An 18,531-nucleotide genomic window follows, 5' to 3' on the forward strand; every position below is an offset into this window, starting at 1 on the left:
AAGAGATAATTCTTACAATTTAAATAAAATGACACTGAGGTTTTCCCTAATTACATTGCTGTTTTTGACTTTTACATTAACGGCACAAAACAAAATGAAAAGCGCTGAAGAACTGATAGATAAAAAAGATCCAGCTTGGACAACTGTTGAAGAATGGATTAAAACGGCAAAAAACAAAGTTGAGGTTTTGCCCGTTGACGCTTCAAAAGCAAAAGAAACATTATATAATACTCAAGTTACAACTCGTTCTTCATTAGGAGCGGTTATTTTTATGACTGGCGGAATCTTGGTCGATGATGGCTGGATTAGAATTTTGGGTTCAGGAAATTCAAAATTTAATCGCACACTTCCTGATTGGAACAAGGGAAAAACGTTTAAAGAGTTTGGAGAAACACCTTCTTTTACATTAATTGCTGATGATGCGATTGGTGGCTTTTTCCTTTTAAATGGTGGCGGATTAGGAACTGATTTAGGGAAGGTTTATTATTTTTCTCCGGATAATCTCGAATACGAACCACTTGATATTACGTATTCTGAATTTTTAGGATTTTGTTTCAGCAATGATTTGGATAAATTCTACGAAGGCAACAGATGGAAGGACTGGCGACAAGAGGTTTCGAAATTAAAAGGTGATGAGGTTTTTAATTTTTACCCTTTTCTATGGACCGCCGAAGGAAGCGATATTAATAAAAATTCAAGAAAAATAATTCCGGTTCAGGAACAATATAGTTTAAATCTTGATTTGCGAAAGCAACTTGGCTTTGAGCAATAGAATTTGGTTTTTGAGATTGAGTTATTATTTTTAAGAAAAGGTAATTCTTGAAAATCATATGATTATTTAGATGAAAGAAAAAATACTTTTATATCTGTTACTGATTTCATTTTCCTGCTTTTCTCAAACGGGTAAATTGAATGGTAAGCTAATTTTAAAAGATACTGAGAATTATAAAAAGGTTCTTGAAAACACCTATATAATTTTAAAAACTAGCATTAAGACTGATAGTATAAAAGTTGATTCTGATTTAAGGTTTGTATTCGAAGATGTAAAAGCGGAGAAGAAAATAAAAATATTTATTTCGCCAAGGACTTATCCCATTAATACTTATTATATAATGGACTTAAAGAAAAATGAAATAAAGAATGTAGAAATTCCATATACATCGACTTGTCCTTATTCAAAAGATAGAAATAATGTTTGTCCAACTTGTAGTAAGAATGACAAAGTACTTCCAATTGTTTATGGGTTAATAGCAACAGTAAATTACAAGGATAAAGATGGAAATCCTACAGATAAAAATGGAAATATAATTTCTAAAAAAGAGAGTAAAAAGGTAAAATATAAATCTGGTGGCTGTGTGGTATCTGATTGTCAGCCGACTTGGTTTTGTCAAAGAGATAAATTGAATTTCTAATTTTAAACTTCAGTGAATTATGAAACACAAAGCAGTATCAATCCGACCCTTTATTGGAGCCAAAGATTTTGAAATCTCCAGAAGTTTCTATCAGGATTTAGGTTTTGAGGAAGGCGTTTTAGATCCAAAATTTTCTGTTTTTAAGTCAGGAGATTTGGCTTTTTATCTTCAGGATTATTATGATAAAAGCTGGAATGAAAACACGATGATTTTTCTTGAAGTCGAAGATGTTGATTACTATTATAATGAACTTTTGAAACTCAATCTAACGGAAAAATACAGCGTAAAATTAACTCCAACGAAACATTTTGATTGGGGAAGTGAATGTTTTCTTCATGATCCATCGGGAGTTTTATGGCATTTTGGAAATTTTTCAGGTAAAGAGTATAAAAAATAGTTGCCACGAATTTCACGAATGAGCACGAATTTTTCTGCAAATTGACATAAATATTATGCGTATTTCAATTAGTGAAAATTAGTGAAATTCGTGGCAAAAAAAATTATAAACTAAAATTTTCTAAGTGTATTGTGTTTTCTTCTCTTTGATACCAATCATTATAAACCAATTCTATATTTTCGGCTTTAAATTCTCGGAAATAAAAATAACTTTAAAGAACTATAATTTTGTTCTTAATTTCATAAAAGGTTTCTCTATTATTTTATGAAGTACAAAAGCGATTAATACACATGATAAAATGCAAATTACAAGTGTAAAATTACTGTTGGTATCTATTTTAAAACGCAAAAGAAATTGTTGTGTAAGATGAATGATTCCTTTATGTGTCAAATAAATTCCGTAGGATAATGAAGCTATAAATGTGGTTGTTCTTGATTCATATTTATATAAAAAACATGTTGGAGATATTGCACCTAAAAGCATAAAACCGTATCCTAAGCCAATTAATGGGAATCCAAAAATTGAAGCATAAAAAGATCTTTCGTCATAACATAAAAAATACGCTCCTGTTAATAGCAATAAGCTAATAATTAAAAAAAGATTTCCAAATTTGGATAGTTTATTCCATAAATGAGGTTTAAATTGGTAGATCGCAGCAATTGTAACTCCTATTAAAAGCCCGTCCAAACGATTATATGTTGGATAATAAATAAATTTATACCAAAAAAGCCATGAATCATCTTTATCAATATTTGGTAAATATAAACTGTCCCAACTATAGAATCTAACTGCAAATCCAAGAATAAATACAACAATTAATAGCCAATATGATTTATTAAAAAGCTTAGTTGACTGTAAAAAAATCAATAGAATTGGTAAAATCAAATAAAAGTGTTCTTCAACACAAAGAGACCAACCATGAGAAAATGTCCCAAAATCTCTAATATTCAATCCAAAGTTTTGAGTAAAAGTTAGTAATTTCCATAGAGGAGGAAGTGCTTCTTTTTCTCTGAAAAAAGGAAAGGCAAAATAAATTGCAGTAACAAACCAAAAAAGGGGAAGAATCCTGAAAAAACGTTTTAAGAAGAAATTTTTAAAGGAAATTTTTTCTCCATTTTTAATTTTAAAAAAAAGTTGGGAAGAAATTAAAAATCCACTTAAAACAAAAAATAAATCGACACCAGTCCATCCAAATTTAGCTACACTTGTCAACCATTCAGGATAACCGAAAATAGGGATTTGATAATGGAATAAGAAAACAAAACATATTGCAAAAGCTCTTAAATGATCTAATCCGTATAGTTTTTTCTGCACTTCAGTATTTGCTTTTTTAGTTTTTAAAACTCAAAGATAATTGAAATCACAAGATTTAAAATTTTGAGAATTCAACTTTTATTAACAAAATTAAAAGAGGTAGTTTTAAAATTGGCTTAAATAAAATGGATATAAATCAACCGTGTTTTCTTCTCTTTGATACCAATCATTATAAACTAATTCCAGATTTTCTGCTTTAAATTCTCCGAAATCAAAATCACGAAATTTTTCTGTAACTTCGATTAATTTCTTTGGATTTTGAAGTTTTTGCTGAAATCTCATTACTGTAGAATGTGCGGTTGCAATGGTATATCGGCTATCAATACTTTGTTGTAAAGTTGACTTTTTAAAATTCTCGCGTAGTTTATCGCGTAAATTATTAAGAGATTCATCCGTTGGAAAACCTTGAATCATCAAAGCAGAAGGTGACGCTGTAACGCCTTGAAATTTAATCTTGATTTCGTTTACATCAATCAGACTTTTTTTGATAATTTCGATATAATCTGCAATTGTAATTTTTTCTAAACTAAAACCTTCATAACACGAAATAATCGACATTACAGTAATATGAATATCAGAATCCGGATAATAATACTGTAAAGGATCAATTGCTTTTAATTCGTCTAAAAACAACTGAATATTAGCTTTAATAGTTTCGCTTGGTCTGATTAATAATGTAATTCCAAAACGGGAATCAGATTTGTCATTAATTTGAGAATCCAGTTTGTAATTACCTGCTAAAATAGCTTCAGAAGATTTTTTGTAAAGTTCGTTATAGTGTTCTTGTAAATTCATTTCGTATTATTTCTTTTTGACTTTTTCCAGATTTTGTTTTACTCTGAATTTTACAATTTTAGTGATTAAGTCAAAAGGCATTGGTTGATTTAAAGGAAATTGTACAGAACCTTTTCCAGATTTGTATTTCGAAAGTTCTGCTGCAAAAGCTTCGTGTCCGCTTGGTAAAGCATACAAACCAATATGATTTTTGAAAGCAGCGAAATAAACGACAATTCCGTTTTGCTCAAAAGCCGGCATGGAATAACTGATTTTTTCTTTGGCATTTGGAGCTGCTTTTTGGATTGTCATTCTCACTTTCTCCAAAATTTCCTGAACATCATTTGGGAATGCTCCAATGTATTCGTCGATATTTTCAGGTTTCTTGGTTTCCATTTTTTGTAATTATTTTGAAGAATAGGTTAATGAATCTCTCGCAAAGACGCGAAGTCGCAAAGTTTTAGCACGCAGATGGCGCGGATTTAAGTAGTTTTTTTTAATCTGCGCGAAACAAAAAAAACTTGCGACTCTGCGACTTTGCGAGATTAAAACATAAAATCTTAATTTATAATCTTTTTACGCGAGACCTTTTGGAAAACGATCCAAGACCAAATTCAACAAAATATTATGTTCTAAATACGCTTTGGCTCCAGCCAAAACTAACGTAAAACCTTCTGTCGAATTGCGAACCTGATCGATTATTTTATCTGAATCTCCTTTTAAACCGGAATTTGTAATACTCACAAAAGTTTCATTTTCGTTTAACGGAGTAAAAATCCATTCGACCAAAGTAGTTTCATCAGGATTTCCCCATTCGATTACAATTTTTTTATTTTCCTGCAAAACATGTGTTGTCACCGTTAACGAAAACCCATACATTTCCCATGTCCATTCGGTTTTTGTATCTTGTTCTAATTTTCCGGAACCTTTGGTAAACCAAAATTTGCGAGTGATTTCCGGATCAATAAAAGCCTGAAAAACTTCTGAAACAGGTTTTCTAATCAGCATTTCGGCTTTTGCGAAGTGGTTGTTTTCTACTTTCATTATTTGTTGGTCAGATGTTGTTTGTAAAATGTGAAATGTTGTTTGTGAGATGTGAAATGCGCTTCGTTTGTCATTTCGACGGAGGAGAAATCACACATGAAACTCTGTAATCAAAATCGCCAATTTTTGTCGAATCCCGAGTGTGATTTCTCCTCCGTCGAAATGACAAGATTGGGTTTAAACTTCAAATATTTTTTAAACCTCTAATTTAAGAAAGAAATTCCAAATAGGTTAAATAAAAAAAATCCACACAAGTTTTTGAACTCACATGGATTGTAATCTAAAATCAGCAATCTAAAATATATTTTTTACTCTCTTATCGTTGTTTTGTCATGCAAAGCGATTTCGGCGATTTCGTCTTTTCGTTTAAAGCTTACGCCTTGATGTTGTTGCATATATTTTATAAGATCGTTTGCAGCTTTTACCATTTGTGGAGTTCCGCCAATACGATCATGAAAGCTTATAGACATTTGTCGGCGTTGTGTTTCGCTTTCGGCATAAAGTTGGTCAAATTCCATTTTTGCCTGCTGTAAAAACTGATCTGCCGAAAAGTTTTTTCCTTCAATTAGAACAATATCATTACAGCGAATTGTGTAGGGAACTACTGCAAAATCTTTATTTTTTACCTGAATAATAAAAGGTTCATCGCGACTTAAATCATCAATGTGATATTTAAAACCAAGTTCTTGCAGGATTTCTAAAGTATTTGTTCCGCGGCGAAGCCAATTTGCATTGTAACCAACAGGTGTAAATCCGGTTACACTTTTTATGGCATCAACACCATCTTTTATAAATTTCTTTTCTTCGTCATAGGGCATTGTATATTGTGTACTCCAGCTCATTCCGTGCGCAGCAGCTTCATGACCTCTTTGTACAATTTCTTTGGCAAGTTGAGGATTTTTTAAAACCGCAGTTCCAACCATATGCGACGTTACTTTCACGCCTAACTTATCCCAATTGTCCAGCATTCTTGGAACACCTTCTTTATAACCGTATTCATACCAGGTTGCAGCGGGAAGATCAATATATCCTTTTTGTATATTTTGAGGAAATGGGCTTTCTGCATTTTTGGGTTGTCCGCCAGCTTCAAATTGCATAGAAATTGAAACAATTAATCTGGAACCATCAGCCCATTTTGTTTTTTGAGGCGTAAATAATGGAGCCGTTTTTGAAACTTCTGAAAAAGTTTCTATAGGATTCATCATTCCAACCATTCCAATAATTCCGGTTTGTTTTATAAAATTTCGTCTTGAACTCATAATTTTTATTTTTTAATTAATAAATCAATTGCCCAACTATTCGAATCAATGAAATGTAATAATAAGGCGAAAAATGCAATATGAATAAGTTGTGACGGAACTGCTTCCCAGTTCTCAATCATTGATGTTCCAAATAATAAGGCTAGCATTACAACTCCTCCGGCAATTAAAGATGGTTTGGTAAAAAGTCCCAGCAATAAGAGCAAACCAATTGCGAATTCTGCTATTGGTAAAATGTAGCTAAAAGGTGTTACAATGAATTTTGGTAACATAGAATTTTCAAAACTGCCAATCATCCAGTTACTGAAAGTGGTTAGTTTTGGCAAGCGTACTAATCCATGTCCAAACATGCTAATGGCGATGGCGAGACGTAATAATAAAAAAGAGGTTGTTTCCATTTTTGTATGATTTTATAATACAAAGTTGCGAAGAACAACTTTTTAAAATTTGTACAATCATGGGATTAATTTGTATTTTTGGAAGATGGAAATTAGAAATCTATATCATCCTTTTGAACTTCAGTTTTTGGAAGTTTCGGAATATGAAGCCAAAGAACGTAAAAATACTTTTTTTGAAATGGTTTTTGTTTTGGAAGGAAAAGGAATTCAGATAATCAACGACCATCGATTGCCTTATAGCAATGATAAATTGTTTTTGATTTTTCCGCAAGATACTCATAGTTTTGAGGTTATAGAGAAAACGAAGTTTTTCTTTATCAGATTTCATGATAGTTATCTCAAAACGCAAAGCAACGACTGGATTCAGAAATTGGAATTTATCTTTCACAATCACAATCATTTGCCGGGATGTATTTTGAAAACCGTAACCGATAAGCCTTTGTTGCGTGCCATGGTAGAAGCGTTGATTAGAGAAGAAAGCAGTAATTTTCCGCAGCAGCAAGAAGTAATCAAACAAATTTTGAATACTATTATTACCATTGCTGCGAGAAATATTTCGCTTATTTCACCACTTATTCTTAATCAAACTAATGCAGATTCCAGTTTGGATTTATTGAATTATGTACATCATAATATTTATCGGCCAGAGGAATTAAAAGCAACAAAAATGGCGTTGAAATTTAATGTTTCTCCCACTTATATTAGCGAGTATTTTAAAACCAAAACAGGACAAAGTATTCAGCAATATACGATTGCCTACAAAGTAAAACTCATCGAAACGAGATTGAAATTTACTAATATGCAAATTAATGAAATTGTATATGAGTTTGGTTTTAGCGATGCGAGTCACCTCAATCGATTATTCAAAAAATATACCGGATTGAATCCGAGTGATTATAAGAAGCAATTTAAAAATTAGAACAAATCATAAAATTATGATTTGTCCTTATCGATCCATTTTCCCACTGTTGGCGGAATATAATTTTTCATTTGATTTAATAAATCATCAATGTTATCGCTAACGAGAAGCATATTTTTATTGGCATCTTTCAGTAAACCTTTTTCGACCATTGTTTTGGTTAATTCAATTAAGGAATCGTAAAATCCGTTGATGTTTAGAATTGCTATTGGTTTTTTATGCAAACCTAATTGTGCCCAGGTCAGCATTTCAAAAAGTTCTTCGAGAGTTCCAAAGCCGCCCGGAAGCGCAATAACGCCATCGCATAAATCATTCATTTTGGTTTTTCTTTCGTGCATACTTTCAACCAAAATTAATTCGGTTAAACCAAGATGTGCAATTTCTTTAGATCTTAAAAAGTTCGGAAGAACACCAATTGCTTTTCCGCCTTCGTTAAGAACGCCATCAGCCACAGCGCCCATTAAACCAACATTTGCGCCACCATAAACTAATTCTATATTTTGTTTGGCCAATGTTTGACCAAGTAATGTTGCCTGTTCTTTATAAATTTCTTCGGTACCAAAACTTGATCCGCAGAAGACTGTTATTCTTTTCATTTTTTTAGTTGTTTTGTAAGTTTTTATTTGCCACAGATTAAATGGATTAAAATGATTTTTATCTCTGATTGTAGACTTGTTTTAGCAAAGTAACCACAATCTTGTCATTGCGAGGAACGAAGCAACCACACTAATAAAAGTATCACCAGATTTAGCAAAGTGAGATTGCTTCGTTCCTCGCAATGACATAAAATGAGAACGTAAAATCCGTGGGCAAACTAATTAAATATTTTTAATCTGAACACAAGAAACATTTTCCATTTTAACCTCTTTACCAACTTTTTTAAGCAATCCTGTTTGTGAATTTCTCCTAAAAACCACCACATTTCCTGTAAGAACATTGCTTGCAATCAAGAATTTTCCAGTTTCATCGATAGCAAAAATTCTGGGATGTTTTCCTAAAGTCGATTGATAACCAATGCTTTTCAAAAGTCCATTTTCGGCAATAGAAAAAATCGCGATATTGTTTTCTTTTCCTCTGTTTGTTGCATATAGAAATTTTCCGTCAGGTGAAATATGAATGTCAGAACTTTCAAAACCTTCCTTAATGTTATCCGGATGTGTGTTTATACGCTGAATTTTGGTCAAAACACCATTTTCATATTGATATACGCTTATTGCTCCCGCCATTTCTTCAATACAATATCCAAATTTCTGATTGGGATGAAAAGTAAAATGTCGTGGTCCGGCTTCTAAATCTGTTTTAAGAAAAGGATGATTTGTTTCTATTAAGGGTTGTTTTTGAGTTGCTTCAAATTGGTAACAACGGATTTTATCGGCACCAAGATCAGGCATGAATAAATAATCATTTTGAGGAGAAAATACGGTCGAATGAATGTGTGATCTCTCTTGTCGTTCTTTATTTGTACTTCCGTCCATATATTGAAAATTTTGAGCAAGAGAATCTATTTTTCCGTTTTCTAAAAGTGGATGAACCGAAACACTTCCTTCTGTATAATTACCATTTACGAGCCATTTTCCACTTTTGTGAACAGTAACATAAACTGGATTTTCGCCACCGCTTTTTTGACTGTTCAAAAAGGTCAAAGTTTTATTTTCTGGATTAAATTCAAAACTACTAACACTTCCGGCATTTGGCGTTTTGGTTTCGGTACAAGCGTACAGATATTTTCCGTTTGGGGACAAAGTCAGATACGACGGATTTACAACATTCTTTACAGCGGTTATTTTGCTCAATTTTCCGTTTATGGTATCTAATTGATAAACCTGAATAGATTCAGCTGTTTTATCGCGATTATAAGATCCCAGAAAGACGTATGTGTTTTGAGAAAACGCATTTAAAGCAAAAAAAAAGGCAATTACTAAGAAAGATATTTTTGATTTCAAGGTTTGTTGAGGTTTTATATTATGAAGTAATCTTTAATCTAAATCCAAAAACAGCCAATTCTCCCTGCATAAAATCCAAATCTTCAGACCTTTTAAAATCTAGGTTTTCATACATTTTCCAAGCCGTTTTCATTGCCAAAGTCGAGTGAATAATAAGTTGTTGGCGTTTATTATCCGTAGCTTTTTTGATACATTCCTGCGTTAGAAATTTACCAATTCCTTTTCCGCGAGCATTTGTATCAACGCCCAACAATCGGAAACCGGCTGCGTTTTGTTCCTGAGTTGCGATTCCGCCCGAACCATAATATTTCATGTCATTAAAATAAACAACAGCTCCAAGAATAGTATTGTTTTCATCAATTGCGACCAAAAGTTCTGTTTCAGGATAATTGGTGAAATCGCCAATATTGGCAAGCATTTTATAATAGTTTGGTTGCTCATTTTCTTTTGGAAAACCATCTAATTGCGAATAAACACTAATCAATAATTTGCCTATTTCTTCAAATTCTGAAGGAAAAGCATTTCGGATAGTATAGTTTGAGGTATTCATTTTTTGTTTTTGTTTAATGATAGTTTTGTCATTTCTATTTCTATGATATTTTTTTTAGGAGCTAATCCCGCTCCCGAAGCTTCGGGACGTTGCAATCTTTTGTGGCGAACCCCGCCACAAAAGGATTTTCTCCCGACACTTCGGGACTATCGGGGCTAGCGCTTTCGTTTTTATAAAAATATTTTCATTTCGATTGAAGAGAGACCCAAACGATAGCGAATAGACGAAGTGAATTACACAAATAACTCGATAAAGATTAGTGCTTTTGGGAATGTAGTTTCTAGTGTGATTTCTCCTCGCGTCGAAATGACAAAGTAAACGTGTTCCAATCTAAAATCTAAAATCTAAAATCTAAAATCTAAAATCTAAAATCTAAAATCTAAAATCTAAAATCTATCTAACCCCTTCCCACCATTGTTTAAATTCTTGTTTTTCATTTTTTAATTCGACTAATTCGCCAATCATTGGAGTTATTAACGGAATTGGTTTTTCTGAAGCTGTATTTAATTCTGTTATTTTTTTCAAAGGTTCATCCCAGGAATGGAGCGACAATGAAAATTTGGATGAATGAACCGGAAAAACTCTTTTTGTACTTAAGTCTTTCATGGCTTTTATAACATCTTCGGGCAAGTTGTGAATGTATTTCCATGCAGGATTATATTGACCGTTATCGATAAGAGCAATATCAAAAGGGCCATATTTTGTACCAATATTCGCAAAGTGAGAATCGTAACCGCTATCACCGCCCAAATACATTTTAAAATCTTTGGATTCTAATATAAAGGATGTCCAAAGCGTGTTGCAGCGATTAAAACTTCTACCCGAAAAATGTCTTGACGGAGCGGTATAAAGTGTCAGATTTTCGTCGAGTTCTACTTTTTCGTGCCAGTCTTTTTCGATAATATTCTGAATTGGAAAACCCCAGAATTCAAAATGCGAACCAACACCAAGCGGACAGATTATTTTTTTGACTTTCGGTTTTAATTTTAGAATCGTTTCATAATCTAAGTGATCGTAATGATCGTGTGTGATTAATAAATAATCGATTTCCGGAAGTTCATCAACTGTATAAATATCGGTTCCTTTAAAAGCTTTTGTTGTGCCGGCAATAGGCGAGGCGTTTCCGCTAAAAACGGGATCGATTAAAAAACGTTTTCCTTCCAGCTGAATATAATAAGAAGAATGTCCAAACCATACTAAAACATCTTGATTAACATTAAGTTCGAGTAAATTTGTTTTTATAGATGGAATTAAATCAGTCGGAATTTTTCGATCTACTTTCTTAAACAAGAAATCCGATATTACAGAGAAGTAACCGTAACCTTCGGCAAGTTCCGGCGTGAAATTTTCGTTTTGAAATTTTCCGTCTTTATACTGTGGCGATTTTTGAATCAATTCGAGTCTTTCTCCTGAAGGTGCTTTTCCGAATTTTGGATGCTGTAAATAAAAGTAAAGTGCAATTCCTAAAGTAAGGAGTATAATTAATAATGTTGTGATCATTTTTTAGTTTGAGGGATATAATTTCTTAGTATTTTCTATCGAAAGTAAAATCATTTTCTTCAGAATTTCGACGTCAATATCTGCTATTTTTTTGACATAAAGACATCCTTTTGAAGCTTTATGTTTTCCTAATTTCGAAAGTAATTCTTCTTTTTCATCAGAAGGCGAATAAACGTAAAGTGAAATTGCTGCTTTTCTTGGAGAAAATGCTGCTAATGGTGCATCGCCTTCATGACCGCTGTCGTATTTGTAATGATAGCTTCCGAAACCAATAATGCTTGGTCCCCACATTTTGGGTTCAAAACCAGTGACTTCCTGCATGATCTTGATAAGTTCGAAAGAATCTTTTCTTTTGGTTTCATCTTCAACAAAAGAACTTATGAAATCTTCGACACTATTTTCTGTTTCTGTTGTTTTGTTTTTTGCCATTTTTAGTGATTTTGATTTAAGTTTTCAGTCGCAGTTTTCAGTTTTCAGTTATAATTGAGACTGAGACTGAGACTGTAAACTGAAAACTGCGACTGAAAACTAAAACATACCGTTTTCGTTTTTTATATCCTTTGGAATCGTTTGTCCTAAATCCCAAAGTTCTACTATTTTATCTGATTCAAACTTAAAAAGATGTACAACAGCTGCGCCTAAATCAGTTGAATTTTGTTTTACATGCGAATGCACCGCAACCATATCTCCATCTCGTAAAGCGTGATGAATTTTGAAAGTTTTGTATGGGTTTTTTCGTGATGATTCGTCCATTGCCAGCATTAAAGTTTCGGCATCGCCTTTAAAGTAAGCATTGTGATGTTTAAAATTCTTGCCTACATAAAGTCGAAAAGCTTCGTGAGAATGCCCATTTGCTGCCAGTTTTAGAAATTCCTGAGCAATATATTTCTTAGTCATGATTTTAGAATTTAAAAGCTAACTAAGTTATGAAATTTACATCTCTGAAATAAAAACAAGTACAGATTTATTGCCTTTTATTTTTAGGATAAAATAAAGTCTACAATAGCTTCTGAATGGATTTTTGTCGTATCAAAAACAGGAACTGAAAAGTCAGTTTGATCGATTAACAAAGGAATTTCGGTACAACCTAAAATAATACCTTCGGCTCCACGCGAGATTAATTCGTTTGCAATTTTAATATAGTTTTGCTTAGAATCCGGATTTATAATTCCTTTACCTAATTCTTCTTTTAAAACTTGCTGGATATAATTTCGGGTTTCTTGACTTTCGGGAATCAATACATTCAATCCAAAACTTTTTAGGCGATCTTTATAGAAATCCATTTCCATAGAAAACGAAGTTCCTAATAACCCAACGGTGGTGATTTTTTCGTGGGTTATGGCTTTTGCAGTTTCTGTACCAATATGAATTAAGGGTAATCCCATTTCTTTTTCGATTTTGTCTGCGTGCATATGAGCTGTATTGGCACATAATACGATAGCATCAACACCACTTTTCTTTAAACTTAAGCAGGCATTTAAGATCAATTCGTATGAGTTTGGCCAGGTTTTTTCCTGAATATCTCCAAAGTTCAAAGAATAAATCAGGCATTCTGCAAATTGTAATCCTCCAAGTTTTTTGTTAACGCCTTCGTTAATGAATTTATAATAATCGATTGTAGAAACCCAACTGGTTCCGCCAACAAGTCCAATTTTTTTCATTGATTTATTCTGGATTATTCTTTAAGTTAGATTACAGCTTTTTGATTCTTTTTTGAGAATAATTTTATTGCCAGATATGCCATTGGTAAATAAGCAAAAACTAAATCTATAATCGTAAACCAAAGAGGAGAAGGTAATGTGAAAGTATTTACAATACCGCCAAATAAAAAGAAACCGCCAATTATTAAAGCTAGTTTTGCTTTGTGAGTCGAAGCAATTAAAACAGTAGTTACTGCACCGGCAAAAGTTCCGAGTGCGTGTGCTAAAAACGGAAAAATAAAATGTTTTGGTTCGAATAAATGTATCGTTGCTTTTAAACCTGCAACCGTTGTAATGTCAGCGCCATTTGGAGCTGGAATAATCGAGTTGCTTAATAACAGGATGAACATATTGACAATACTTCCCACAAAAAGACCAATAATAACGGCCAAAACACTTTTAAAAATCGGATTCATATTCTTTCGTTTATTAACGACGAATTTAGGGAAATTATCTCTAGGTGTTTGTTTGGAAGATGTTAATTAATCCAATTCTTTAACTTAACTATTCTCTAAATGATCTGGCTTAAAAAACATATAAGTGTAATCCCTACGGGATATTTTTATCTTGAGGTTTTAGTTGTTTTACCAATATTTAAATCCTAAAGGATTATCTCTTCGTAATCAAACTATTGAGTTTTTTTGACCGATATTTAGATTCTGATAAGCATATCTCGTAGAGATTATATGTTGGTAACAAAATAAATTAAAAGCGCAATATTTGTCTCGTAGGGACTACACTTAATTAAAAGATTGTCTGAATTCTAAAGGCGAAACGTTTGTCTTAGTTTTAAATAATTTGCTGAAGGATTGCTGATGTTCAAAACCTAATTCGAAGGCAATTTCGCTAATAGATAAACTAGTTGTTGAAAGCTTTTCTTTGGCTTTTTCGATCAATTTATCATGAATATGTTGTTGCGTACTTTGGCCGGTATGTAATTTTAATAATCCGCTTAGATAATTTGGCGAAACGTTTAAATTTTCGGCAACATAATGAACGGTTGGTAATCCTTTTTTGGATAAAGAATCGTTCGAAAAATAATCTTCGAGTAACTTTTCTAAACGTTCCAGCATCTTATGATTGCTGATTTTTCTAGTGATAAATTGTCGGTTATAAAAGCGCTCAGAATAGGTAAGTAATAATTCGATTTGAGCAATTATCACATCCTGACTGAATTTGTCAATATTAGATTGATACTCGTTCTGAATGTTTTTGATGATGTTGATAATCATTTTTTCTTCTTTATCAGAAAGGTGTAAAGCTTCATGAACTGAATATCCAAAATACTCGTATTGCTTAATTTTTTTGGCAAGAGGTGTATTCCACAAAAAATCAGGATGGACCAATAAGGACCATCCTGTATGCTGAAGTTCTGCATTTCCTTCTATAGAAAAAACCTGTCCCGGCGCAATAAATAGCAAAACACCTTCTTTAAAATCATATTCCTGCTGGCCATATTTCATGGTTGCATTTGCGTGACGTTTTAATGCAATGGAATAAAAATCAAGCATCAAACTTTTAGGCTCTGCTTCGTTCAGATGTTTAAGATTTTCAAAATTATAAACACTGACTAACGGATGTTCCGGCTTTGGCAAATCTCTAAATTCATGAAATTCGCTGATACTTTTAATACGATGAGGTTGCTGATTTGCCATGCTACAAGTTACTTAATTTTGGTTATACAAAGCCGCAAAATGTTTTGCATATTCTGCCAGTTTTACTTTTCCCATTTCTGAAGGTCTGTTATTATAGTAATCTTCGCCAAGTGTACCATTGTAAAGTCCGGCGTACATTTCGACCAAACCTGCGGCAATTTTTGGCTGCATTCCAATAGTTATCAAACTATCCAAAGTTTCCTGATCTGTTGATAAAACCCATTTTAAATCTGATTTTCCAATGGCTTCACCCAAAATTCTTGCTGTTTCATGACCTGTTAATTCTTCGCTTGCAACATAACGAATTTTTTTTACGTCAAGCGGAGTTGTGATTTCGTTTGCAATTGCCTCTGCAATATCATAAGGCGAAACCCATGGAATCATTTCGTCAGCACCATAATTGGCTTTAATATGACCTTGAAATTTAATCATAGGAATATAACTTTCCAGATTATAATAGAAAGAAGTTGGACGCATAAAAGTAATTCCAACATTTAAAAGTTTATTTAAAACATTTTCAATTTCATTATAACGCTGAATTATTCCTGAATTTTTCTCTAAATGAGCTCCAATACTACTTAAGAAAACCACGCGTTTTACGCCTGAATTCTGGATTGCTTCGGAATAATTATTTCCGATTTTGCGAGTAAAAGCGTCCAAATCAAGATTAGGATCAAAATAATTGGCGCGCGGAATCATGCAATAAACGGCATCTGCGCCTGTAAAAGTCTGCGTTAAAAACGCTGCATCTTCTACAGATCCAATTGCTGCTTTTGCACCTAAAGTTTCAATTTCTTTTTGTTTTCCTGCATCGCTGGTTATTATCGAAACGTCGTGTCCTTTTTGAACTAATTCCTTCGCTAATGGCTTGCTGATGTTCCCTAGAGAACCTGTAATTATAATTTTCATCGTTCTATTTTTTTGTTGTTACAAAGTTCCATAACAACAATCCAATAGCTGTAGCCAAATCTACGATTGTCTTAGCCTAAAATAATACTGGCATTATTTTGCTGAAAGTTTCTTCTCATTTTCGGTTTGAGGTTTGTCTTTCCCATTTGGATTTCCGGTTCCGGTAGTAATTAAATTTTTTAGACTTTTCTGAATATAAGTTGTCCAGGCATCTCTGCAAATATCAAAACATTCGTATTGCGGAACCAAACCAAAATGTGTGAAACGAAGTTCGGTTTTTCCATCTTTTTCCGAAATTTCAAACGTAGGTTTTGTGTTGGTCCATTCGGTTTCGTCTTCTGTAAATTTGAAATAGTTTTTCTCGATTAGCCAAACAATTTTCTGATTTGGAATTACCTCGATTAATTTTACTTTACAACGATGAACATCTTCATAATGATACTCAAATTCGTCGTTAAGTTTTGCCGTATTTCCGTCAATTTCTTCTGACCACCAACCGCGAACATTGGTAATAGCATTAAAAACTTCCTGAGGAGATTGGTCTACTTTTATAGTTGTGGTAAAATCGGATGCACTCATAATTATTTGTTTTTAAGAATTAACATAACAAATATACTTTATGATAATCAATATGTTAGGGTGTTAACCTGACAATTGTAAGGGGGATTTCAGACAGATTTATGATTTTAGAATATAGAATATAGATTGTTGGAATCTCTGATTATGGATTTTGACGCATTAAGTGTTTTTTCTTTCTAAATAATCCAATTAATAAATTGATAATATAAATTGGCGTCGCAACAAACATAATTAGTAGGACTTCATCGACCAATATAATGTTCATTAATTGGCGGCTATCAAAGAATAGTGGGAATTCTGGATTTTGTAGAAACAATTTTCCATAGAAAAAAGCGATCCAGTAAATTATAAAACTTCCAAGTAAAATTACGGAATGAATTATGGTTAAAGGTTTTACAAGTTGTTTTTTTAATAGTTTCTGAACGAGCCAATATCCTAATCCCATTAAAAAATAGGATGTAAACAAAAGAATAGTTAAATGATAATTTGCAATGACAAAATAAGTAGCATGAATGTTAATATCTAATGTAGATTCAGGATCAGTACTTAGAATAAATCCAATTATTAAAATAAGTATGGCAGTAATCCAGAATAAGTCATATACTTTTATTTTTTCAATATTCATTACAAGTTGATATTTACTGTTTTTTTTATTTTCTCTACAAGTTCATCAAGTTGTGAAAAATGTTTTTCCATCACTTTTTCCAACTCTAAAGTTCCGCCCAAGATTAGCATTTCTTTATTTTTGAATCGTTGCCCAAGGCGATCTTCGAGCATAATGGTTTTCATACTTTGTGCCATTTCTATTTCTTCAAGAAATTTATTTGGATGACCGGCGGTACAAATTACAAGTCCAAGTGGAATTGTTTTCATCGGCTTTGAAGTTTCATTTTGCCCATAAGCATATCCAACCGAATAAACGCGATCAAACCAGCCTTTTAGTTTTGCCGGACAATCACTCCACCAAACCGGATATAGAAAAATAATACAATCAGCTTTTTCAATTTTTTCATGTTCCGCCAAAACATCTTTAGAAACAGGAAGATTCGTTTTTGCAAAACCTTCTCTTTCGTATTCTTCTTCAGACATATCGCTTTGAAAATTCATTGCGTACAAATCAGAAATTTCAATGTTCCAACTTTGTTTTATCAAGACAGATTTCAGATGTTCTAAGACCTGAAAAGTATATGATTTTTTGCTTGGATGACTGTAAACGATTAAAATATTCATTTTGCATATTTTTAGTTTGACAACTCTTAAAAATAGAAATCGAACATAACGCTCTCTTCTATATAAAATTACAAATTAAATCTAAAGTTCGATCATGACTTTTTATACAAAATCTTCTAAAGATTTAATGGGCTACAAATTCTAAAATATCTCCCGGTTGGCAATCTAATACTTTGCAAATAGCTTCAAGCGTACTAAACCGAATCGCTTTTGCCTTGCCGGTTTTTAATATCGAAAGGTTTGATAAAGTTAAGTCGACTTTTTCAGAAAGTTCGTTTAATGACATTTTTCTTTTCGCCATCATCACATCTAAATTCACTATTATTGGCATGTTTTATATCGTTAGTTCGTTTTCTTTTTGTAATTCAATGCCTTTTGCAAAAAGCTGAGAAATAAAATACAATATCAGGGCAAAGAATAAAAAGGCATCTCCAAGTCCGATATGTTCCATAATATTTGGAAGAGGTATTTTCATAGCCGTAAATTTTTCAGAATAAGATACTACTACTTTACTGAAAATCCCAATTATCAAAGCAAATGCACTCATTTTTTGAATCAATTTACCAATAGTTTCGTGAAATGGATTAACCATATTGATCTTCATGAAAATCTGAATTAAGGTATAAAACAGCAGTGCTTCAAAAATTGTAATTACGATAATGCAGAAAACCATTATTGTATAATCTACTTCGTCATAGGCTTTCAATTGCGATAAATCTAAACCTATTGATAAATTTTTGGCTGCAATTTCCGGGTAGTACTTAGTTATAAAATAAGATACTAATAGTGAACCCGCTTTTACACAAGTTCCAATAAATGCAATCCATGAAACAACGTTCAGGATTTTCAAAATGATGGTTGATTTTGTTGACATAATATTTTGGTTTTAAATAAATACATGACAAATGTAAATAAAAATTTATTGATAAACGATAAATTTTTATTTAA

Annotated in this window: 25 protein-coding genes; 4 read left to right on the forward strand and 21 right to left on the reverse strand. The window is 32.5% G+C overall.

The genetic code is table 11. From position 1 onward, the window contains the following. The first annotated feature begins 28 nt into the window (after window positions 1–28). The 3 genes from C8C83_RS16720 (at window position 29) to C8C83_RS16730 (ending at window position 1,809) form a co-directional block, all read left to right on the forward strand. Window positions 29–772 (forward strand): DUF2625 domain-containing protein, encoded by a 744-nt coding sequence (locus C8C83_RS16720; protein ID WP_121329547.1) that lies wholly within the window; start codon window positions 29–31, stop codon window positions 770–772. A 70-nt stretch (window positions 773–842) separates the two neighbouring features. After that, window positions 843–1,412 carry a hypothetical protein gene (locus C8C83_RS16725; RefSeq protein WP_121329548.1) on the forward strand — a complete coding sequence of 190 codons (570 nt, stop codon included), beginning with the start codon at window positions 843–845 and terminating at the stop codon, window positions 1,410–1,412. Between the two features lie 19 nt (window positions 1,413–1,431). Continuing rightward, the gene (locus tag C8C83_RS16730; RefSeq protein ID WP_121329549.1) at window positions 1,432–1,809 is read left to right on the forward strand and encodes a VOC family protein; all 378 of its coding nucleotides are present in this window, start codon (window positions 1,432–1,434) and stop codon (window positions 1,807–1,809) included. Window positions 1,810–2,028: 219 nt separating this feature from the next. Here the strand turns inward: C8C83_RS16730 and C8C83_RS16735 are convergent, their stop codons facing one another. From C8C83_RS16735 to C8C83_RS16760, 6 genes are all read right to left on the reverse strand, one after another. Further along, window positions 2,029–3,123: an acyltransferase gene (locus tag C8C83_RS16735; RefSeq protein WP_121329550.1), complete on the reverse strand. Its 1,095-nt coding sequence runs from the start codon at window positions 3,121–3,123 to the stop codon at window positions 2,029–2,031. 105 nt (window positions 3,124–3,228) lie between these two features. Continuing rightward, the gene (locus tag C8C83_RS16740; RefSeq protein WP_121329551.1) at window positions 3,229–3,918 is read right to left on the reverse strand and encodes a mutarotase; all 690 of its coding nucleotides are present in this window, start codon (window positions 3,916–3,918) and stop codon (window positions 3,229–3,231) included. A gap of 6 nt (window positions 3,919–3,924) precedes the next feature. Beyond that, window positions 3,925–4,293 (reverse strand): DUF1801 domain-containing protein, encoded by a 369-nt coding sequence (locus C8C83_RS16745; RefSeq protein ID WP_121329552.1) that lies wholly within the window; start codon window positions 4,291–4,293, stop codon window positions 3,925–3,927. 180 nt (window positions 4,294–4,473) lie between these two features. After that, a complete protein-coding gene (locus C8C83_RS16750) occupies window positions 4,474–4,941 on the reverse strand; it encodes an SRPBCC family protein (protein ID WP_099708832.1) in 468 nt (155 codons plus the stop codon). Window positions 4,942–5,249: 308 nt separating this feature from the next. Continuing rightward, window positions 5,250–6,200, reverse strand: a complete 951-nt coding sequence (locus tag C8C83_RS16755) for a polysaccharide deacetylase family protein (protein ID WP_121329553.1) — start codon at window positions 6,198–6,200, stop codon at window positions 5,250–5,252. A gap of 5 nt (window positions 6,201–6,205) precedes the next feature. Beyond that, window positions 6,206–6,598, reverse strand: coding sequence for a DoxX family membrane protein (locus C8C83_RS16760; protein ID WP_121329554.1), 393 nt, complete (start codon window positions 6,596–6,598; stop codon window positions 6,206–6,208). An 85-nt stretch (window positions 6,599–6,683) separates the two neighbouring features. Here C8C83_RS16760 and C8C83_RS16765 point away from each other — a divergent pair, with 85 nt between their 5' ends. Beyond that, on the forward strand, window positions 6,684–7,517 hold the full coding sequence (locus C8C83_RS16765) for an AraC family transcriptional regulator (RefSeq protein WP_121329555.1): 834 nt from the start codon (window positions 6,684–6,686) through the stop codon (window positions 7,515–7,517). A 14-nt stretch (window positions 7,518–7,531) separates the two neighbouring features. Here C8C83_RS16765 and C8C83_RS16770 read toward each other — a convergent pair whose 3' ends face one another. The 15 genes from C8C83_RS16770 to C8C83_RS16840 all read right to left on the reverse strand — a co-directional run bounded on the left by C8C83_RS16770 (window position 7,532) and on the right by C8C83_RS16840 (window position 18,457). Beyond that, the gene (locus tag C8C83_RS16770; protein ID WP_121329556.1) at window positions 7,532–8,113 is read right to left on the reverse strand and encodes a TIGR00730 family Rossman fold protein; all 582 of its coding nucleotides are present in this window, start codon (window positions 8,111–8,113) and stop codon (window positions 7,532–7,534) included. A gap of 222 nt (window positions 8,114–8,335) precedes the next feature. After that, window positions 8,336–9,460, reverse strand: a complete 1,125-nt coding sequence (locus C8C83_RS16775) for a lactonase family protein (RefSeq protein ID WP_121329557.1) — start codon at window positions 9,458–9,460, stop codon at window positions 8,336–8,338. Window positions 9,461–9,479: 19 nt separating this feature from the next. After that, the gene (locus C8C83_RS16780) at window positions 9,480–10,010 is read right to left on the reverse strand and encodes a GNAT family N-acetyltransferase (RefSeq protein WP_121329558.1); all 531 of its coding nucleotides are present in this window, start codon (window positions 10,008–10,010) and stop codon (window positions 9,480–9,482) included. A 393-nt stretch (window positions 10,011–10,403) separates the two neighbouring features. Then, complete coding sequence (locus C8C83_RS16785; protein ID WP_121329559.1) at window positions 10,404–11,510, reverse strand: MBL fold metallo-hydrolase; 1,107 nt, start codon at window positions 11,508–11,510, stop codon at window positions 10,404–10,406. Window positions 11,511–11,513: 3 nt separating this feature from the next. Beyond that, window positions 11,514–11,939 carry a DUF1801 domain-containing protein gene (locus tag C8C83_RS16790; protein WP_121329560.1) on the reverse strand — a complete coding sequence of 142 codons (426 nt, stop codon included), beginning with the start codon at window positions 11,937–11,939 and terminating at the stop codon, window positions 11,514–11,516. Window positions 11,940–12,038: 99 nt separating this feature from the next. Further along, on the reverse strand, window positions 12,039–12,407 hold the full coding sequence (locus C8C83_RS16795) for a nuclear transport factor 2 family protein (protein ID WP_121329561.1): 369 nt from the start codon (window positions 12,405–12,407) through the stop codon (window positions 12,039–12,041). 83 nt (window positions 12,408–12,490) lie between these two features. Further along, window positions 12,491–13,171 carry an aspartate/glutamate racemase family protein gene (locus C8C83_RS16800; RefSeq protein WP_121329562.1) on the reverse strand — a complete coding sequence of 227 codons (681 nt, stop codon included), beginning with the start codon at window positions 13,169–13,171 and terminating at the stop codon, window positions 12,491–12,493. 26 nt (window positions 13,172–13,197) lie between these two features. Beyond that, window positions 13,198–13,626, reverse strand: coding sequence for a hypothetical protein (locus C8C83_RS16805; protein WP_121329563.1), 429 nt, complete (start codon window positions 13,624–13,626; stop codon window positions 13,198–13,200). A 324-nt stretch (window positions 13,627–13,950) separates the two neighbouring features. Continuing rightward, window positions 13,951–14,865, reverse strand: coding sequence for a helix-turn-helix transcriptional regulator (locus tag C8C83_RS16810; protein WP_121329564.1), 915 nt, complete (start codon window positions 14,863–14,865; stop codon window positions 13,951–13,953). Between the two features lie 12 nt (window positions 14,866–14,877). Further along, entirely contained in the window at window positions 14,878–15,774 is an 897-nt protein-coding gene (locus C8C83_RS16815; protein WP_121329565.1) for an NmrA family NAD(P)-binding protein, read from the reverse strand. Window positions 15,775–15,867: 93 nt separating this feature from the next. After that, entirely contained in the window at window positions 15,868–16,353 is a 486-nt protein-coding gene (locus C8C83_RS16820; RefSeq protein ID WP_121329566.1) for an SRPBCC domain-containing protein, read from the reverse strand. A 142-nt stretch (window positions 16,354–16,495) separates the two neighbouring features. Beyond that, window positions 16,496–16,978, reverse strand: coding sequence for a hypothetical protein (locus C8C83_RS16825; protein ID WP_121329567.1), 483 nt, complete (start codon window positions 16,976–16,978; stop codon window positions 16,496–16,498). Then, window positions 16,978–17,583: an NAD(P)H-dependent oxidoreductase gene (locus C8C83_RS16830; protein ID WP_121329568.1), complete on the reverse strand. Its 606-nt coding sequence runs from the start codon at window positions 17,581–17,583 to the stop codon at window positions 16,978–16,980. The genes C8C83_RS16825 and C8C83_RS16830 overlap by 1 nt, the downstream gene beginning before the upstream one ends. Window positions 17,584–17,707: 124 nt before the next feature. After that, window positions 17,708–17,914, reverse strand: coding sequence for a helix-turn-helix transcriptional regulator (locus tag C8C83_RS16835; protein WP_121329569.1), 207 nt, complete (start codon window positions 17,912–17,914; stop codon window positions 17,708–17,710). Between the two features lie 3 nt (window positions 17,915–17,917). After that, window positions 17,918–18,457 carry a DUF2975 domain-containing protein gene (locus C8C83_RS16840; RefSeq protein WP_121329570.1) on the reverse strand — a complete coding sequence of 180 codons (540 nt, stop codon included), beginning with the start codon at window positions 18,455–18,457 and terminating at the stop codon, window positions 17,918–17,920. Window positions 18,458–18,531 lie beyond the last annotated feature (74 nt).

This window comes from Flavobacterium sp. 90 (assembly GCF_004339525.1).
GTDB lineage: Bacteria > Bacteroidota > Bacteroidia > Flavobacteriales > Flavobacteriaceae > Flavobacterium.

What these genes read in the sequence shown, in the direction of transcription:
- C8C83_RS16720 (WP_121329547.1), top strand. Translation starts at nt 29, where the DNA reads ATGACACTGAGGTTTTCCCTAATTACATTGCTGTTTTTGACTTTTACA.
- C8C83_RS16725 (WP_121329548.1), top strand. Translation starts at nt 843, where the DNA reads ATGAAAGAAAAAATACTTTTATATCTGTTACTGATTTCATTTTCCTGC.
- C8C83_RS16730 (WP_121329549.1), top strand. Translation starts at nt 1,432, where the DNA reads ATGAAACACAAAGCAGTATCAATCCGACCCTTTATTGGAGCCAAAGAT.
- C8C83_RS16740 (WP_121329551.1), bottom strand. Translation starts at nt 3,918, where the DNA reads ATGAATTTACAAGAACACTATAACGAACTTTACAAAAAATCTTCTGAA.
- C8C83_RS16745 (WP_121329552.1), bottom strand. Translation starts at nt 4,293, where the DNA reads ATGGAAACCAAGAAACCTGAAAATATCGACGAATACATTGGAGCATTC.
- C8C83_RS16750 (WP_099708832.1), bottom strand. Translation starts at nt 4,941, where the DNA reads ATGAAAGTAGAAAACAACCACTTCGCAAAAGCCGAAATGCTGATTAGA.
- C8C83_RS16755 (WP_121329553.1), bottom strand. Translation starts at nt 6,200, where the DNA reads ATGAGTTCAAGACGAAATTTTATAAAACAAACCGGAATTATTGGAATG.
- C8C83_RS16760 (WP_121329554.1), bottom strand. Translation starts at nt 6,598, where the DNA reads ATGGAAACAACCTCTTTTTTATTATTACGTCTCGCCATCGCCATTAGC.
- C8C83_RS16765 (WP_121329555.1), top strand. Translation starts at nt 6,684, where the DNA reads ATGGAAATTAGAAATCTATATCATCCTTTTGAACTTCAGTTTTTGGAA.
- C8C83_RS16770 (WP_121329556.1), bottom strand. Translation starts at nt 8,113, where the DNA reads ATGAAAAGAATAACAGTCTTCTGCGGATCAAGTTTTGGTACCGAAGAA.
- C8C83_RS16780 (WP_121329558.1), bottom strand. Translation starts at nt 10,010, where the DNA reads ATGAATACCTCAAACTATACTATCCGAAATGCTTTTCCTTCAGAATTT.
- C8C83_RS16785 (WP_121329559.1), bottom strand. Translation starts at nt 11,510, where the DNA reads ATGATCACAACATTATTAATTATACTCCTTACTTTAGGAATTGCACTT.
- C8C83_RS16790 (WP_121329560.1), bottom strand. Translation starts at nt 11,939, where the DNA reads ATGGCAAAAAACAAAACAACAGAAACAGAAAATAGTGTCGAAGATTTC.
- C8C83_RS16795 (WP_121329561.1), bottom strand. Translation starts at nt 12,407, where the DNA reads ATGACTAAGAAATATATTGCTCAGGAATTTCTAAAACTGGCAGCAAAT.
- C8C83_RS16800 (WP_121329562.1), bottom strand. Translation starts at nt 13,171, where the DNA reads ATGAAAAAAATTGGACTTGTTGGCGGAACCAGTTGGGTTTCTACAATC.
- C8C83_RS16805 (WP_121329563.1), bottom strand. Translation starts at nt 13,626, where the DNA reads ATGAATCCGATTTTTAAAAGTGTTTTGGCCGTTATTATTGGTCTTTTT.
- C8C83_RS16810 (WP_121329564.1), bottom strand. Translation starts at nt 14,865, where the DNA reads ATGGCAAATCAGCAACCTCATCGTATTAAAAGTATCAGCGAATTTCAT.
- C8C83_RS16815 (WP_121329565.1), bottom strand. Translation starts at nt 15,774, where the DNA reads ATGAAAATTATAATTACAGGTTCTCTAGGGAACATCAGCAAGCCATTA.
- C8C83_RS16820 (WP_121329566.1), bottom strand. Translation starts at nt 16,353, where the DNA reads ATGAGTGCATCCGATTTTACCACAACTATAAAAGTAGACCAATCTCCT.
- C8C83_RS16825 (WP_121329567.1), bottom strand. Translation starts at nt 16,978, where the DNA reads ATGAATATTGAAAAAATAAAAGTATATGACTTATTCTGGATTACTGCC.
- C8C83_RS16830 (WP_121329568.1), bottom strand. Translation starts at nt 17,583, where the DNA reads ATGAATATTTTAATCGTTTACAGTCATCCAAGCAAAAAATCATATACT.
- C8C83_RS16835 (WP_121329569.1), bottom strand. Translation starts at nt 17,914, where the DNA reads ATGCCAATAATAGTGAATTTAGATGTGATGATGGCGAAAAGAAAAATG.
- C8C83_RS16840 (WP_121329570.1), bottom strand. Translation starts at nt 18,457, where the DNA reads ATGTCAACAAAATCAACCATCATTTTGAAAATCCTGAACGTTGTTTCA.